Origin of the sequence: Mycobacterium yunnanensis (assembly GCF_025823185.1) — a bacterium.
GTDB lineage: Bacteria > Actinomycetota > Actinomycetes > Mycobacteriales > Mycobacteriaceae > Mycobacterium > Mycobacterium yunnanensis.
The window spans coordinates 230040-243790 of the sequence record NZ_JACKVK010000022.1 but is presented as its reverse complement, the minus strand read 5'-3'; the positions used below and the strand labels follow the sequence as shown (position 1 = coordinate 243790).

The window sequence follows — 13751 nt, the reverse complement described above, 5'->3', positions numbered from 1 at the left end:
TCCTCCCTGACCGGTTGAGTACTCTGAGCAAACCCTACGCCGCGTCGGGGTCCTGGGCGATCCCAGCGGACACCTTCTGCGCCAACTCGATCGCCGTCCGCGCCCACTCCGGCGTGGCACCCGCCAGGCCGCACGCCGGTGTGACGCCCGTGCGGTCGCGAAGCAGATCGCGGGAGAAGCCGAGCCGGTCGGTGATCGACGCGGCAGCCGCGGCGACCTCCTCCGGTGACGGCGCACGACTTGGCGCCTGTACCGGGATCACCCCGAGCATCACCACCCGGCCCGATTCGACGAACTCGCCGATGCCGTCCAGATCGGCCGCCGACAACGTGGCCACGTCGACTGACACGGCATCGAACATGCTGCGCTGCAACATCTTCCATGGAAGGTCCGGGGCGCAACAGTGCATGGCCACCTCACCACCGATGCGGTCGACGCACCCGTCGAGCAGGCTCTGGGCGACTGCCTCGTCGACCGGGTGCACTGGCGAGAAACTCGTCACCCCGGTCAGGCGACCGGCCAGCGCGGCGGGCAGCGACGGCTCGTCGAGTTGCACCACCACCGGCACGCCAAGCCGCCGGGAGACCTCGGCTCGGTGCAGTGCGACACCCTCGGCGAGACTCTCCGCGAGATCGCGGACGGCCCCGGCGTCGGTGATCGCCCGATGCCCGTTGGGCAGCTCGAGGTGGGCCGCCAGGGTGATCGGCCCCGGCGCCTGAACCTTGACCGTTCGCGAACCTCCCTGCAAACCCGCGCGCTCCCACGCCTCCTCGAGGGCGTCGACGTCCTCGTCTAGCAGGCTCACCGCGCGGCGCAGGACCGAGCTACGGCCCGGAGCCAACCGGTAGCCGCGGGGCACGGTGTCGATGCCGACGTCGACGAGCAGAGCACCCGCCCGGCCGATCAGGTCGGCCCCCACCCCGCGCGCAGGCAGCTCGACGAGGTGCGTCAGATCGTGCAGTTCGCCGACCACGACCTCAGCCGCCTGACGGGCCGTCGTGCCTGGCCAGGATCCGATGCCGGTTGCCGCGGCGAAAACGCTCACGCGGCCAACACTATTCGATGGCGGCCGCGACCAGTTACCGTCGAGCATGCCCGCATCGCGACCGAGGTCACTGCTGGCCGTGTGCACGGCCGCGCTGGCGCTCGGCTGCACCAGCACCGTGACGGGCAACCCGGTCGCATCCGCCCCGGGCCTCGAGGAGTCCCGCTCCCCCGTCGACGCCGACGACGTGCTGCTCGAGCAGTCACGGATGCGCGCGATCACCGGGGGCGGTGACGATCTCACCGTCATCCCCAGCATGGACGGCACGTCACCAGTCGACGTGACCGTGCTCGCCGACCAGGTGCCCCCTTCGTGCGCCTGGCTCTTCGCCGAGACGCAGACCTTCGGCCGCGACGTGGCCGACTTCCACAAGACGACCTACCAGAACCCACCGGTCGGTGCCTTGATCTCGCAGGGCGCCGCGGCCTATCAAGACCGCGCGACGGCCCGCGCGGCGTTCGAGGGCCTGGTCGGACGGGTCGACGCGTGCGGCACGTCCACGTCCGGGTACGTCGGGGAGTGGACGACGGGCCCCGACGCCATCCGGACCCGCACCAGCAGTGAATGCGGCCGGGACTACCGGCTCAAGTCGGTGGTGCTCGTCGAGGTCACGTTCTGCGCCTATCCGTCGTCGGTGCCCGACATCGTGATGACGAACCTGCTGGAACGGGTGCCCGGTTAGCGCTGCCGGTCGGCGACGGCGATGGTGGCGCTGGCCAACACCTCGTCACCGTCGGGGTCGGGCCGGTAGAGCACCATCGTCTGCCCGGGGGCGACGCCGCGCAGCGGGCCCCGGAGATCGGCGACCAGGGTGCCGTCGCGAACCTCCGCCACGGTCGCGGCGATGCCGCCGTGGGCGCGCACCTGCACCTCGCACTCCACGGGGCCGTCGAGCGGGGTGCCCGAGGTGAACACCGGACGCTCCCCGACGAGGTGCCAGACGTCGAGGTCTTGGGCCGCGCCGACGTGGACGGTGCCGCTGTCGGCGTCGATCGCCGTCACGTACCGGGGTTGGCCGTCGGGCCCCGGTCCGGCGATGCCGAGGCCCTTGCGCTGACCGATGGTGAATCCGTGCACGCCGTCGTGCTCGGCCAGCACGGTGCCGCCCGCGTCGACGACGGCGCCGCGACGGACACCGATCCTGGCGCCCAGGAAGGCCTTGGTGTCCCCAGAGGGGATGAAGCAGATGTCGTGGCTGTCCGGCTTGGCCGCGACGGCCAGGCCACGGTCGGCGGCTTCCTCACGGATCCGGGGCTTCGGGGTGTCGCCGATCGGGAAGACGGCGGTCGCGAGCTGTTGGGCGTCGAGTACCCCGAGGACGTAGGACTGGTCCTTGTCGACGTCGACGGCACGGCGCAGGCGGCCGTCGGCGAGGCGGGCGTAGTGACCGGTGGCCAGCGCGTCGAATCCCAGCGCCAGGGCGCGGGCCGACAGCGCGGAGAACTTGACCTTCTCGTTGCATCGCACGCAGGGGTTCGGCGTCTCGCCGCGCGCATAGGACGCGACGAAGTCGTCGATCACGTCCTCCTTGAAGCGGTCGGCGAAGTCCCAGACGTAGAACGGGATGTCGAGGACGTCGGCGACGCGGCGCGCGTCGGACGCGTCCTCCTTCGAGCAGCAGCCGCGCGAGCCGGTGCGCAACGTGCCGGGAGCCGACGACAGCGCGAGGTGGACACCCACCACGTCGTGGCCGGCGTCGACCATTCGGGCGGCGGCCACCGACGAGTCGACGCCGCCACTCATCGCAACCAAGACGCGCATGGCTACTTCTGTCCCGCGCTGGCCAGAGCGGCTTGGCGCGCCCGGTCGACCGCCGCAGGCAGTACGGCCAGCACGGCCTCGACGTCGGCCTCGGTGCTGGTGTGCCCCAGGGAGAACCGCAGGGAACCGCGAGCACTGGCGGGGTCGGCGCCCATGGCGATCAGGACGTGCGATGGTCGCGCCACGCCTGCGGTGCACGCCGAGCCGGTGGAGCATTCGATGCCCTTGGCGTCCAACAACATCAGCAGTGCGTCGCCCTCGCAGCCGCGGAAGGTGAAGTGGGTGTTGCCAGGAAGCCGAGCGTCGCCGCGGGCTCCGTTGAGCTCGACGTCGTCCATCGAGGCGAGCACCCCGTCGACGAGGGTGTCCCGCAGCGCGGAGATGCGAGCCCGGTTGACCTCAAGGCCCTCGACGGCGACGCGCGCCGCCGCGGCCATCGAGACCGCTCCGGCGACGTCCGGAGTGCCCGAACGGACGTCACGCTCTTGGCCGCCGCCGTGCAGCAGCGGCACGCAGGCGGTGTCACGGCGCAGCAGCAGCGCGCCGACGCCGGTGGGGCCGCCGAACTTGTGGGCGGCCACGCTCATGGCCGACAGTCCGCTGGCCGCGAAGTCGACGGGCAGCTGCCCTACCGCCTGGATGGCGTCGCTGTGCATCGGCACCTCGAACTCGGCGGCGACGGCGGCCAGCTCGGCGATCGGCATCACGGTGCCAACCTCGTTGTTGGCCCACATGACCGTGACGAGGGCGACGTCTCCGACGTTCTCCTCGAGCGCCTGTCTCAGGGCGGCCGGGGTGACCGAGCCGTCGGCGCCGACCGGAAGCCAGGTGACCTCGGCGCCTTCGTGTTCGACGAGCCATTCCACCGCGTCGAGGATCGCGTGGTGTTCGACCGGGGTGGTGATGATGCGGCGACGCATGGGATCGGCGTCGCGACGGGCCCAGTAGATGCCCTTGACGGCGAGATTGTCGCTCTCGGTGCCACCGGCGGTGAAGACGATCTCCGAGGGCCGGGCGCCGAGAAGCCCGGCCAGCGACTCGCGCGCCTCCTCCATCCGGCGTCGCGCCGCCCGACCGGCCGTGTGCAGCGACGATGCGTTGCCGACTGTCGCCAGCACCTCGACCATCGCCTCGACGGCGACGGGGTGCATCGGGGTGGTGGCGGCGTGATCCAGGTAGACGGCGGTCATGGCCCGTCAAGGATACCGGCAGGCCGGTATGCCTCAGGCGACCAGCGCACGCCCGTGGGCCGAGTGGTCCTCCAGCACCGTCTTCCCGCGCACCGCGACCTCGCACCGCGCGGCCAGATCGCGGCGGTCCGTCCCCGGCAGCTGAAGGGACTGCACCCGTACCTGACACACGGTCAGACGGGCGGTGACGACGCGCCAGACCGACTCGAGCAGGGAGTCGTCGCCGATGAACGCCGGGATCGTGGACGGTCTTCCGTCACGGTGCTGGTAGGTCAGGCGCAGCGGCTGCACGGGCCGTCCCGCGTCGACCGCGCCCTGGAACATGGCGGGGCGGAAGGTGCCGTGGGCGACGCCACACCACGTGGTGCCCTCGGGGAACGCGACGACGGTCTGACCGGCGGCCAGCCTGTCGGCCACGGTGCCGACCACGTCGGGCAACCTGCGAAGGCTGGCCCGGTCGATGGGGATCACCTTCATGAGACGTGCCAGGACCCCCAGGGCGGGCCAGTCGACCAGATCCGCGCGCGCGACGAACGATCCCGGCAGCACGGCGCCGATCACGAAGACGTCGACCCAGGACACGTGACCGCTGACCACCAGCACGCCGCTAAGGTTGCGAATGGGTCCGCCGGAGGTGACGACCCGCACGCCGAGGCAGCGGAGCATCAGGCGGCAGTACAGGCGCTGGGCCCGCGCCTTGCCGGGTATCGGAAGGGCCAGCAGCACCGCGGTGGGCAGCACCAGCAGCGCGCACACGACGCGAACGGTGGTGCGCACCACCATGGTCACGCGCAGCAGTCCGTGCACGGCCTCGCACCGAACGCAAGATGCGTCGCACGACGCCCTTGGCAGCCAGGGACTGTCGACCACCGCATGGCTGCTCATCGCCGGCTCCCCTCGGACATCTCGCCGGCCTGGGACACCGAGCGCAGGCGCTGCAGATACCGGACGTCGGCGTGGCGCTTGTCGAGCAGTGCGGGGAAGTCGCCGACGCCGAAGTCGGGGTCGTGGGCCGGATCGCCGCACACCTGCGCACCTAGTCGGAGGTAGCCGCGCATCAGCGCCGGCAGAGTGGCCCGCGCCGGGGGCTCGATGTCGTCGAGACCCTTGCCGTCCACGACGACCGGCCGGTACGGGTGGACGGTGAAGGGCGAGGCGTGGCGCTTGCGGACGACGTCGCGGACCGCGCGGATCTGGGCACCGGGCGCCTCGTCGGGCGTTCCCCGAACGGGGACCGACACGCAGCCGGTGACGTAGTCGTAGCCACTGCGGTCCAGGTAGGCCAGGATGCCCGCCCACATCAGCAGCACGACGCCGCCGTTGCGGTGGTCCTCCCGGACCACGGCCCGTCCCATCTCGACCAGCGACGGTCGCAGCGGATCCAGTTCGGTCACGTCGAACTCGGTGGCGCTGTAGAGACCGCCGGCGGCGATCGCGCCGGGCGGCGGCAGCATCCGGTAGCAGCCGACGAGCTCGCCGGACCGGTCCTCACGCACCAGGAGGTGGTCGCAGTACTCGTCGAATCGGTCGGCGTCGCGCCCGTCGAGGCGTCCGGCGAGTTCGAATCCGGGCTCTGAGGTGAACACTTCGTGACGCAGGCGCTGGGCGTCGTCGACGAGCGCGGGATCCGAGGACAGCAGCAGTGTGTAGCGCGGCACCAGCGAGCCGGCGGCGGGTTGATCAGCGGCGATGAGTACGGAGGCAGTGCTCATGGCGGCCACGGTGCTTCAACGGGACAGCGGGTGAGCAATCACCGCGTGACGTGTCAGTGCACGCCAGATGACGAGTTGACCTCGGTGTGGGCGCGGACGGTCGTCCTAGACGGCGGTGTCGAGCACCTGCGTGGCCGCGGACTCGGATCCGACGACACGCAGTGCCGGTCGCCGCTCGATCGTCTGAGTCGCGGTTGGCGCGAGACGCGTTGCGCGCGAACGCAATTCGACCTGTGAGCGGGATCGCACCACGCCGACGGGACCCGACCCGACGAATCGGGCCAGCGCGGTGTCGGGCAGCGACGACGCGGCCTTGGCCTGGCGGTATCCGACGCGGATGCCCGCGGCGCAGGTGGTGAGCAGGCCGAGGATGCCGGGCAACGCGACGGCGGCCAGCGCGGTCAGCGACACCGTCGCGACGACGGCTCCGATGACGTGCTCCACCGTGGACAGGACGTCGCTCTTGGGCGATTCCTCCGGGGCGGCGGCGGGCGCGGGCGCCTCGGTCGCTGGGCTGACGGCGTCGTGCGTCGCGACGTCCAAGGGGAGGACGGGCGCCGCGGGAACGGCCGCGACGGGACCACTTGGTGCGGCGAGCAGAGTCGGGAGATCGGGTGCCGCCGACCACACGGGCGTCGCCGGGTCGGGGGTCACCACCCGCGCACGGGTGAGACCGGTCGCCGCCGCCCCGATGGTCGGTGTCGTCACTCCCGTGCCCACGCCGAGCAGACCCGCGAGGTCCGACGGCACGGTGGCGAGGGAATTGCCCGTCTCGTTTACGGAGGTCAGCACGTTCTGAATGGAGGTCAGCACGTCCGACACCGGCGTCACCGACGTTGGGAGACCGGCCACGACTCCGGGGACCGCGCTGAGCGAGGTGCCCAGCGAGGTGACGGCCTTCGCGACGGGAGCAATCGGGTCCTTGTTCACCGACGGCGACGGCTGCGACGCGGGAGCGGCGACGGGTGCGGTCGACTGCTCGACCGGGGAGGTCGACGGATCCACGGGCGTCGTGGCTGCGTCGGGCGCGGTGGCCACGTCGGGTGCGGTGTCCGTCGCGGGCGCCGTGCTGCCGTAGACGGTGGGACTGCCACCGAAGGTCGTCTTCGGCGACTTGGGGATGTTCGACTGGATCTGACCCGGCTTGGTGAGGGTGTTCAGCGTGCCGGTCACACCTTGGACCGTGCCGTGCAGCGACGTCTCCACGGATTTGCGGACGTTGTCGGCGAAGGTTCCGACGGGTCCGTGGGCGGTGCCGGTGGACGTGCTGGGCGTCGAGGCGTCGGAGTCCGGCTCGGCGGCGGCGACCGCACCGCCGGCGCCGGCGATCATGAAGCCGGTCGACAGCACGCACGCGCCCGCAGCGATGCGCAGATGCGTTGACAAGGCGACCTCCTCGTACCGACTAGCGACCCACACGGCGGGCGGTTACCGACAATCGTCCCACATCATTGGGGCCAGCTACCGAGATTCTGCCGGGAATCAGCCCCGCTGACCAGCGGCGGCGGCGACCGATCTGCATGCGTCGGTTCGAACTCCGTCCGCCCGACCATTCGCCCGATCCGCACGTCAACGGCGTCTTTCGTCGCTGAGCCGTGCTCACCGCACGGAAATACCAGCTCAGCCCCGAGATACCCTCGAGCGCCGACGTGGCTGGCACCAACCAATTTCGTCGCAAACTGCCGAACCACGTTCAGGGCGCGACGGACTCGGATTCGTACCCGCAGATCGCGTCGACCTTCTCGGCCGACGCGCTCGTCGGGTCGAACTCGTATCCGAGCCACTCCCTGGCGAGTCGCCGAGCCAGCTCGAGCCCGATAACGCGTTGACCGAAGCACAGCACCTGCGCATTGTTGGACAGCACCGACCGCTCGACGGAGAACCCGTCGTGAGCGGTCACCGCGCGAATCCCCGGCACCTTGTTGGCGCTGATCGCCACGCCGAGGCCCGTGCCGCACACCAGCAGCGCGCGGTCGGCCTTGCCCTCGGCGACGAGCCGGGCTGCGGCCACGGCCACGTGGGGGTACGCGGTGTGCTCGTCGGTGCCGACGCCGACGTCGGTGACCTCCGAGACGCGGTCGTCGGCCTGCAGGTCCCTCTTGAGGGCTTCCTTGTATTCAGATCCCGCGTCGTCGCAACCGACGACGATCCGAAGTCCAGTCATTTCGTCACTTCCTGAGTGTCGCGTCCAAGGCAATCGGCCACGGTGTGGGCGATCATCGCCAACGACGTCGCGCCGGCGTCGGGCGTCCCGACGCTGCGCTCGGCCAGCGGCCGAGCCCGTCCGACCTTCGGTCGCATGTCGGCCGTTGCGCGGGCGGCGTCGGTGGCGACCTGCGCCGCCTCCCGCCATGACGCCTTCCACGACTCACCCGTGGACACCCGGCGCTCGAGTTCCTCGACGAACGGGAGCATGGCGTCGAGCATCGTCTTGTCGCCCGGAGAAGCACCGCCGAGTGCGATGAGCGAGTCGTAGCCGTCCCGCATCGCCGCCGCGACGGTCTTGGAGTCCGGCCGCCCGGTGTCACCGAGGCGAGCGCCGACGGCGTTCAGCAGCGCTCCCCACAGTACGCCGGACGTGCCGCCCGCCTTCGCGGCCCATTCCCGGCCCGCTGCGCCGAGTACCGAGCCCTGGCCCGCACCGGCCTTGGCCGCAGCGGCCGCGGCGACCCGCGCCGCCGACGACCCCTTCACCATGCCGCGGCCGTGGTCGCCGTCACCGGCGACGGCGTCGATGCGGCCCAGTTCCTCCTCGGCGCCGGCCAGCATGCCGGCGATCGCGTCGAACGCCTTGACGACGAACCGCCCGCCATCGCGTCCGTCGTCATCGGCGAGTTCGGCGACGTCGCGTTCCGGGGCAGCCGCGTCGGCAGCGGCATCGGTGCGTCGCCGACCCGAATCCGACACCGCCGCAACGCCCTTGCGGTAGGCGGGGGTGTCGGCCGGCGCCGTCCAGTACTTCTCGAGTTCGTCGTCGAGCCACATCACCGTCAGCGAGCACCCGGCCATGTCGAGGCTGGTGACCAACTCGCCCACCTCGGGGTCGACCACCTCGTAGCCTCGCTCCCGCAGCAGCCGCGACGCCGTGCCCCACACGACGAACAGCTCTTCGTACTTGGTGCGGCCAAGTCCGTTGAGGATGACGGCGATTCGCCGCGTCTCGGTCGTCGGCTCGTCGGCCAGCACGCCGTCGACGAGGGTCACCGCGAGGTCGGCGGCCGACGGCATCGGCTCGTCACGGACGCCGGGTTCACCGTGGATGCCAAGACCGACGCCCATCTGCTTGTCCGGCACGGTGAACAACGGCGAGTCGGCGCCGGGCAACGTGCACCCGTCGAACGCCACGCCAAGGGTCCTGGTGGCGGCGTTGGCGGCTTCGGCGACGCGGACGACGCCGGTGATGTCGAGGCCGTCCTCCGCGGCGGCCGAGGCGCACTTGAAGACGGTGAAGTCACCGGCGATGCCGCGCCTCTTGGCTTCCTCACCCGGTGGCGCACTGGCGATGTCGTCGGTGACGGCGAAGTAATGCGCGTCGATGCCCTCGTCACGCAACTGGGTCACGGCCAACCCGAAGTTCATCACGTCGCCGGCGTAGTTGCCGGTGGTCAGCAGGACACCCGCGTCACCGTGGGCGGCGCGCGCGACCGACGCGGCTTCCTCGGCCGACGGCGAAGTGAAGATGTTGCCGACCACCGCGCCGTCGGCGAAACCCGGGCCGACGGTCCCGCAGAACGCCGGGTAGTGCCCGGAACCGCCGCCGATGACGACGGCCACCTTGCCCGGTGGCGTCTCGCTGGCGCGCACCACGCCGCCGGGAACGCCGGCGACGTAGGTCGAGTTGGCGTCGAGGAACCCGACGAGCATGTCCTCGGTGAACCTCGCCGGATCGTTGAAGAGCTTCGTCATCTCAGTCGGTCTCCCGTGTCGGTGTCGAAGAGGTATACCCGCTCGGGCGGTGCACCGATGACGACCTTCTGCTCGGGTTCGTAGCTCTCCTGCGCGGGCGTCTGCACGACGATGCCCTCCTGCACCCCGGCGACCGTGGTGGTGGCCAGTCCGAACTCCAGCAGGTGCTCGAAGTACGCCACGGTGGTGCGCAAGCCGGTTGCCTCGGCGGTCGACACGGTGCAGTCCTGCGGACGGATGCCGACGGACACCTCGGTACCGTCGGCCACCCCGGTCACGGTGGTCGGCAACGAGCCTGCGCCCGAACCGATCTCGACCCGGACGGTGCCGCCGTCGGAGCGTGCCACACCGTGGACGACGTTGATCTGTGGTTCACCCACGAACTGGGCGACGAACAAGTTGGCCGGGTCGTCGAACACCTCGTCGGGCGTGCCGAACTGCTGCACCACCCCGGCGTCCATCACCGCGAGACGGTCGGCCAGCGACAGCGCCTCCACCTGGTCGTGGGTCACGACGATCGTGGTGTAGCCGAATTCGCGCTGGAGCACCTTCAGCTCGCGCCGAACCCGTTGCCGGGCCGAGGCGTCCAGGTGGCTCAGCGGCTCGTCGAGCAGCAGCACGGGTGGGTTGCGCACCAACGCGCGCGCCAGTGCGACGCGTTGCTTCTGACCACTGGACAGCCCGGCGGGCCGCAGGTCCATCATGTCGTCCATCTCCAGCCGGGTGCTGATGGACGACACCATCTGCTCGGCGCCCTTGACCTTGCGCGCCTTCAAGCCGTAGAGCAGGTTCTCGCGCACCGACATCGGCGGATACAGCGCGTAGCTCTCGAAGCCGACGCCGATCCCGCGCTTGGACGCGGGCAGCTGCGATATCTCGCGGTCGCCGATCTTGATGGATCCGCTCGTCACCGTCTCCAGCCCAGCGATCATGCGCAGCGTCGTGGTCTTGCCGCAGCCCGACGGCCCCAGTAGGGCGATCAACTCACCCGGGGCGATGTCGAGGTTGATGCCCTTGACCGCGGCGAAGCTCTCCCGGCCCTTGGCCATGTAGGTCTTCACCAAATCGGTCAGGGTCAGGCTTTGGGCGGTGGCGGTCTTGGGTCCCGCCGCCGCGGTCGTCGTGGTGGTCACTGTGCCGCCTCCACTTCCTCTAGTCCTCCTCGCGTGCGGCCGCTCCCGTGGCCCGTGCCCAGTCGTGAGGTGTCACCCTCCCCCGCGGCGAACACGTGGATGTCGTGCTCGGCCACGGTCATCGTGACCTGACCGCCCTCGTCGACGCCTTCGCGTCCGGAGGACAGCACGATCAGCTGCTCGCCGCCCACGCCGACGGTCAACTCGACGTTGCGACCGAGCCGCTCGGCCAGGGTGACGGTGCCCGTCAGCCGTGGCCCCGAGTCGTCGGCCCGCTGCCCGACGACGTGAATGTCGCAGGGCCGCAACCCCACCCGCACGCGGTCTCCCCCGCGCACGTCCACCCCGGCGGGCACGGGCACGTCGAACGCGCCGCCACCGAGGCGGATGCGGCCGTCCTCGACCTCACCGTCGAGCAGGTTGATCTCGGGTTGTCCGAGGGCTCGGGCGACGAAGGTGTCGGCGGGGCGCCGCCAGATGTCCTCCGGGGTGCCGATCTGGACCAGCGCACCCTCCCTCAGCACCGCGATGCGGTCACCGAGGGCCAGCGCCTCCTGATAGTCGTGGGTGACGTAGACCGTGGTGGTCTTCGACATCGCCCCGAGCTGTTTCAACTCGGCCCGCATCGCGGCCCGCAGCTTCGCGTCGAGGTGACTCAGCGGCTCGTCGAGCAGGTAGACGTCGGCGGGCCGTACCAGCACCCGCCCCAGCGCCACCCGTTGCCGCTGACCGTTGGACAGTTCCCGCGGAAATCGCTTGAGCAGGTGGTTGATTCCGAGTGTCGTGGTGACCTGGTCGATGCGCTCCTTCTGTTGCGCGTCGGTGTACTTGCCCGTGCGTCCGGACTTCAGCGGCGACGCCAGGTTTTCGCTGACCGTCTTCTGCGGGTAGAGCGCGTAGCTCTCGAAGGCCATGGCGACGTTGCGGTTGTAGGGCTCGACCAGGGTGACGTCCTTGCCGCCGATGGTCACCGAGCCGCCGTCGACGTCGACGAGGCCGGCCACCGACTTCAGGGTCGTGGTCTTCCCGGCGCCGCTGGGCCCGAGGATGACGAAGAACTCGCCGTCGGCGATGTCGACCGAGAGGTCGCGCACCGCGTGCGTCTTACCGAAGGACTTGGACAGACCCTTGAGGGTGACGGTCGCCATCAGGCCTTCACCGCCCCAAAGGACAGGCCCCGCACCAGATATCTCTGGATGGTCAGCGCCAGTATCAGTGGTGGCAGCGCGGCGATGATCGCCGCGGCCGCGGTCAGGTTGTAGTAGGCCTGCCCGCCGCCGCCGAGGAACTTGGTGATCGCGACGGTCACCGTGCCCGCGTTGCTGTCGGCCAGAATGAGGGGGAACACGTAGTTGTTCCAGGCGAAGATGAAGGCCAGCAGCGCAGCTGCCGCGATGCCCGGTCGCACGATGGGCAGGGCCACCATGACGAATGCGCGGGTGCGGCTGTACCCGTCGAGCAACGCCGCCTGTTCCAGATCCTCCGGAAGGTCCTCGAAGTAGGACCGCAGGATCCACACCACCAGCGGCATGGTCACCAGCTGCAGCACCCAGATCATCCCGACCTTGGTGTCGAACAGCCCGATCTGGTTGTAGATCACGAACAGCGGCACGATCACCATCAGTTCCGGAGCGAAGCGGAACGACAGCATTTGGAACATCAAGTCGTTGCTGCCCTTGTACTTCCAGCGTCCGGCCGCGTACGCCGCCGGGATGCCGATGACCAGCGACACGATGACGGCGCCACCACAGTTGATCAGGCTGGTCAGCATCGCGGACTTGAAGTCCACGCTGGTCATCTGGGTGCCCTTGTCGGAGAGCACCGTGGCGAAGTTCGACCAGCTGGGGCTGAACTGAAAGTAGGTGGTGGTCTGCTCCTCGGCGTTCTTGAGCGCCAGGATCACCATCCACACGATGGGAAACAGCGAGAACACGAACCAGATGATCAGTCCGACGTCGGCCGCGACGGAGCCTGCACCGAGCCGCTTTTGGCCGGGCAGGAGTTCGGTGCGCGTCGGCTTGAACTTCTCGAGTGCCATTAGGACTCCGCTCCCGCAGCACGACGCTGCGCCTTGCCGAGCACGCTGACCAGGTAGCGCGCAGTGATGAACACGATGATCCACAGCAGCAGCATGTAGGTGCTGCCGCGCGAGTAGTCGAGGTTGATGATCGAGTCCTCGAACGCCCCGATCTGCAAGGTCCTCGTCGCGACGCCGGGGCCACCGGCGGTCAGCACGTAGATGTGGTCGAACACCTTGAGGTTGTCCATGAACCGGAAGATGACGGCCACCAGGATGTAGGGCCACAGCATCGGCAGCATGAGCTTGCGGAACATGAAGAACCAACTCGCGCCGTCGACCTCGGACGCCTCGAACGGCTCCTTGGGCAGCGACCGGATGCCGGCCAGCACCAGGATCGCCACGAACGGGGTGAAGATCCACAGGTCGACCAGGATCACCGAGAACAGTGCATTGCTGCTGGAGAGCCAGTCGAACGTGTTGCCAAGTCCCAGAACGTGGTTCAGGACACCGAACTGCGGGTTGAACATGAGCTTCCACATGACGCCCGCGATCACGGGCGCGATCATCAGCGGCAGGATGAGGACCTTCTCGAAGATCTTGCCGATGATGCTCGACCGGTTGAGCAGCAGCGCCAGTCCGACGCCGAGGGCGGTCTCGACGAAGGTCGCCAGCACGGCGAAGATCGCCGTCGTACGCACGCTGTACCAGAACACCTGGTCGCCGAGAACGGACGTGAAGTTGTCGAACCACACGAAGTGCGGGTTCGGGTTCACCGCGGCGTAGTTGAGGAACGCGTAGTAGGCGCCCACCACGAACGGGTAGAGAATTCCGATGACGATGACCAGGGCGGGAATCGACAGCAGGTACGGGCGAAGCTTGCGGCGCCAAGTCGGCACCTCGGGCAGGTTGCTCCGCCGGGTGGCGGTGGGCCGGTCCGGCGATGCGGCCGGGGCCTTGGGGGTCTGAGTCGTCATCGGTTCCAGA

At 69.7% G+C, this 13751-nt stretch carries 13 protein-coding genes; 1 reads left to right on the top strand and 12 read right to left on the bottom strand.

Annotation, left to right across the window (positions count from 1 at the left end; genetic code table 11):
• Positions 1–34: 34 nt before the first annotated feature.
• Positions 35–1045 carry a uroporphyrinogen decarboxylase/cobalamine-independent methonine synthase family protein gene (locus H7K45_RS30850; RefSeq protein ID WP_264000010.1) on the bottom strand — a complete coding sequence of 337 codons (1011 nt, stop codon included), beginning with the start codon at positions 1043–1045 and terminating at the stop codon, positions 35–37.
• 46 nt (positions 1046–1091) lie between these two features.
• On the opposite strand from H7K45_RS30850, the gene H7K45_RS30845 reads away from it, so the two are divergent.
• Complete coding sequence (locus H7K45_RS30845) at positions 1092–1727, top strand: sensor domain-containing protein (RefSeq protein WP_264000009.1); 636 nt, start codon at positions 1092–1094, stop codon at positions 1725–1727.
• Here H7K45_RS30845 and mnmA read toward each other — a convergent pair.
• The 11 genes from mnmA to H7K45_RS30790 form a co-directional block, all read right to left on the bottom strand.
• Entirely contained in the window at positions 1724–2806 is a 1083-nt protein-coding gene (gene mnmA, locus H7K45_RS30840) for a tRNA 2-thiouridine(34) synthase MnmA (RefSeq protein WP_264000008.1), read from the bottom strand. The genes H7K45_RS30845 and mnmA overlap by 4 nt on opposite strands.
• Before the next feature lie 2 nt (positions 2807–2808).
• Positions 2809–3996: a cysteine desulfurase family protein gene (locus tag H7K45_RS30835; protein ID WP_264000007.1), complete on the bottom strand. Its 1188-nt coding sequence runs from the start codon at positions 3994–3996 to the stop codon at positions 2809–2811.
• 33 nt (positions 3997–4029) lie between these two features.
• Positions 4030–4881 (bottom strand): lysophospholipid acyltransferase family protein, encoded by an 852-nt coding sequence (locus H7K45_RS30830; RefSeq protein WP_264000006.1) that lies wholly within the window; start codon positions 4879–4881, stop codon positions 4030–4032.
• Complete coding sequence (locus tag H7K45_RS30825; RefSeq protein ID WP_264000005.1) at positions 4878–5708, bottom strand: GNAT family N-acetyltransferase; 831 nt, start codon at positions 5706–5708, stop codon at positions 4878–4880. Before H7K45_RS30825 ends, H7K45_RS30830 begins: the two co-directional genes overlap by 4 nt.
• A gap of 105 nt (positions 5709–5813) precedes the next feature.
• Entirely contained in the window at positions 5814–7094 is a 1281-nt protein-coding gene (locus H7K45_RS30820; RefSeq protein WP_264000004.1) for a hypothetical protein, read from the bottom strand.
• 307 nt (positions 7095–7401) lie between these two features.
• A complete protein-coding gene (gene derI1 / locus H7K45_RS30815; RefSeq protein WP_264000002.1) occupies positions 7402–7872 on the bottom strand; it encodes a D-erythrulose 4-phosphate isomerase DerI1 in 471 nt (156 codons plus the stop codon).
• Positions 7869–9614, bottom strand: coding sequence for a D-erythrulose 4-kinase (gene derK, locus H7K45_RS30810; RefSeq protein ID WP_264000001.1), 1746 nt, complete (start codon positions 9612–9614; stop codon positions 7869–7871). The genes derI1 and derK overlap by 4 nt, the downstream gene beginning before the upstream one ends.
• Entirely contained in the window at positions 9611–10747 is a 1137-nt protein-coding gene (locus tag H7K45_RS30805; RefSeq protein ID WP_264000000.1) for an ABC transporter ATP-binding protein, read from the bottom strand. Before H7K45_RS30805 ends, derK begins: the two co-directional genes overlap by 4 nt.
• Positions 10744–11895 (bottom strand): ABC transporter ATP-binding protein, encoded by a 1152-nt coding sequence (locus H7K45_RS30800; protein ID WP_263999998.1) that lies wholly within the window; start codon positions 11893–11895, stop codon positions 10744–10746. Before H7K45_RS30800 ends, H7K45_RS30805 begins: the two co-directional genes overlap by 4 nt.
• Entirely contained in the window at positions 11895–12785 is an 891-nt protein-coding gene (locus H7K45_RS30795) for a carbohydrate ABC transporter permease (RefSeq protein ID WP_263999996.1), read from the bottom strand. The genes H7K45_RS30800 and H7K45_RS30795 overlap by 1 nt, the downstream gene beginning before the upstream one ends.
• Positions 12785–13741: a carbohydrate ABC transporter permease gene (locus H7K45_RS30790; RefSeq protein ID WP_263999995.1), complete on the bottom strand. Its 957-nt coding sequence runs from the start codon at positions 13739–13741 to the stop codon at positions 12785–12787. Before H7K45_RS30790 ends, H7K45_RS30795 begins: the two co-directional genes overlap by 1 nt.
• Positions 13742–13751 lie beyond the last annotated feature (10 nt).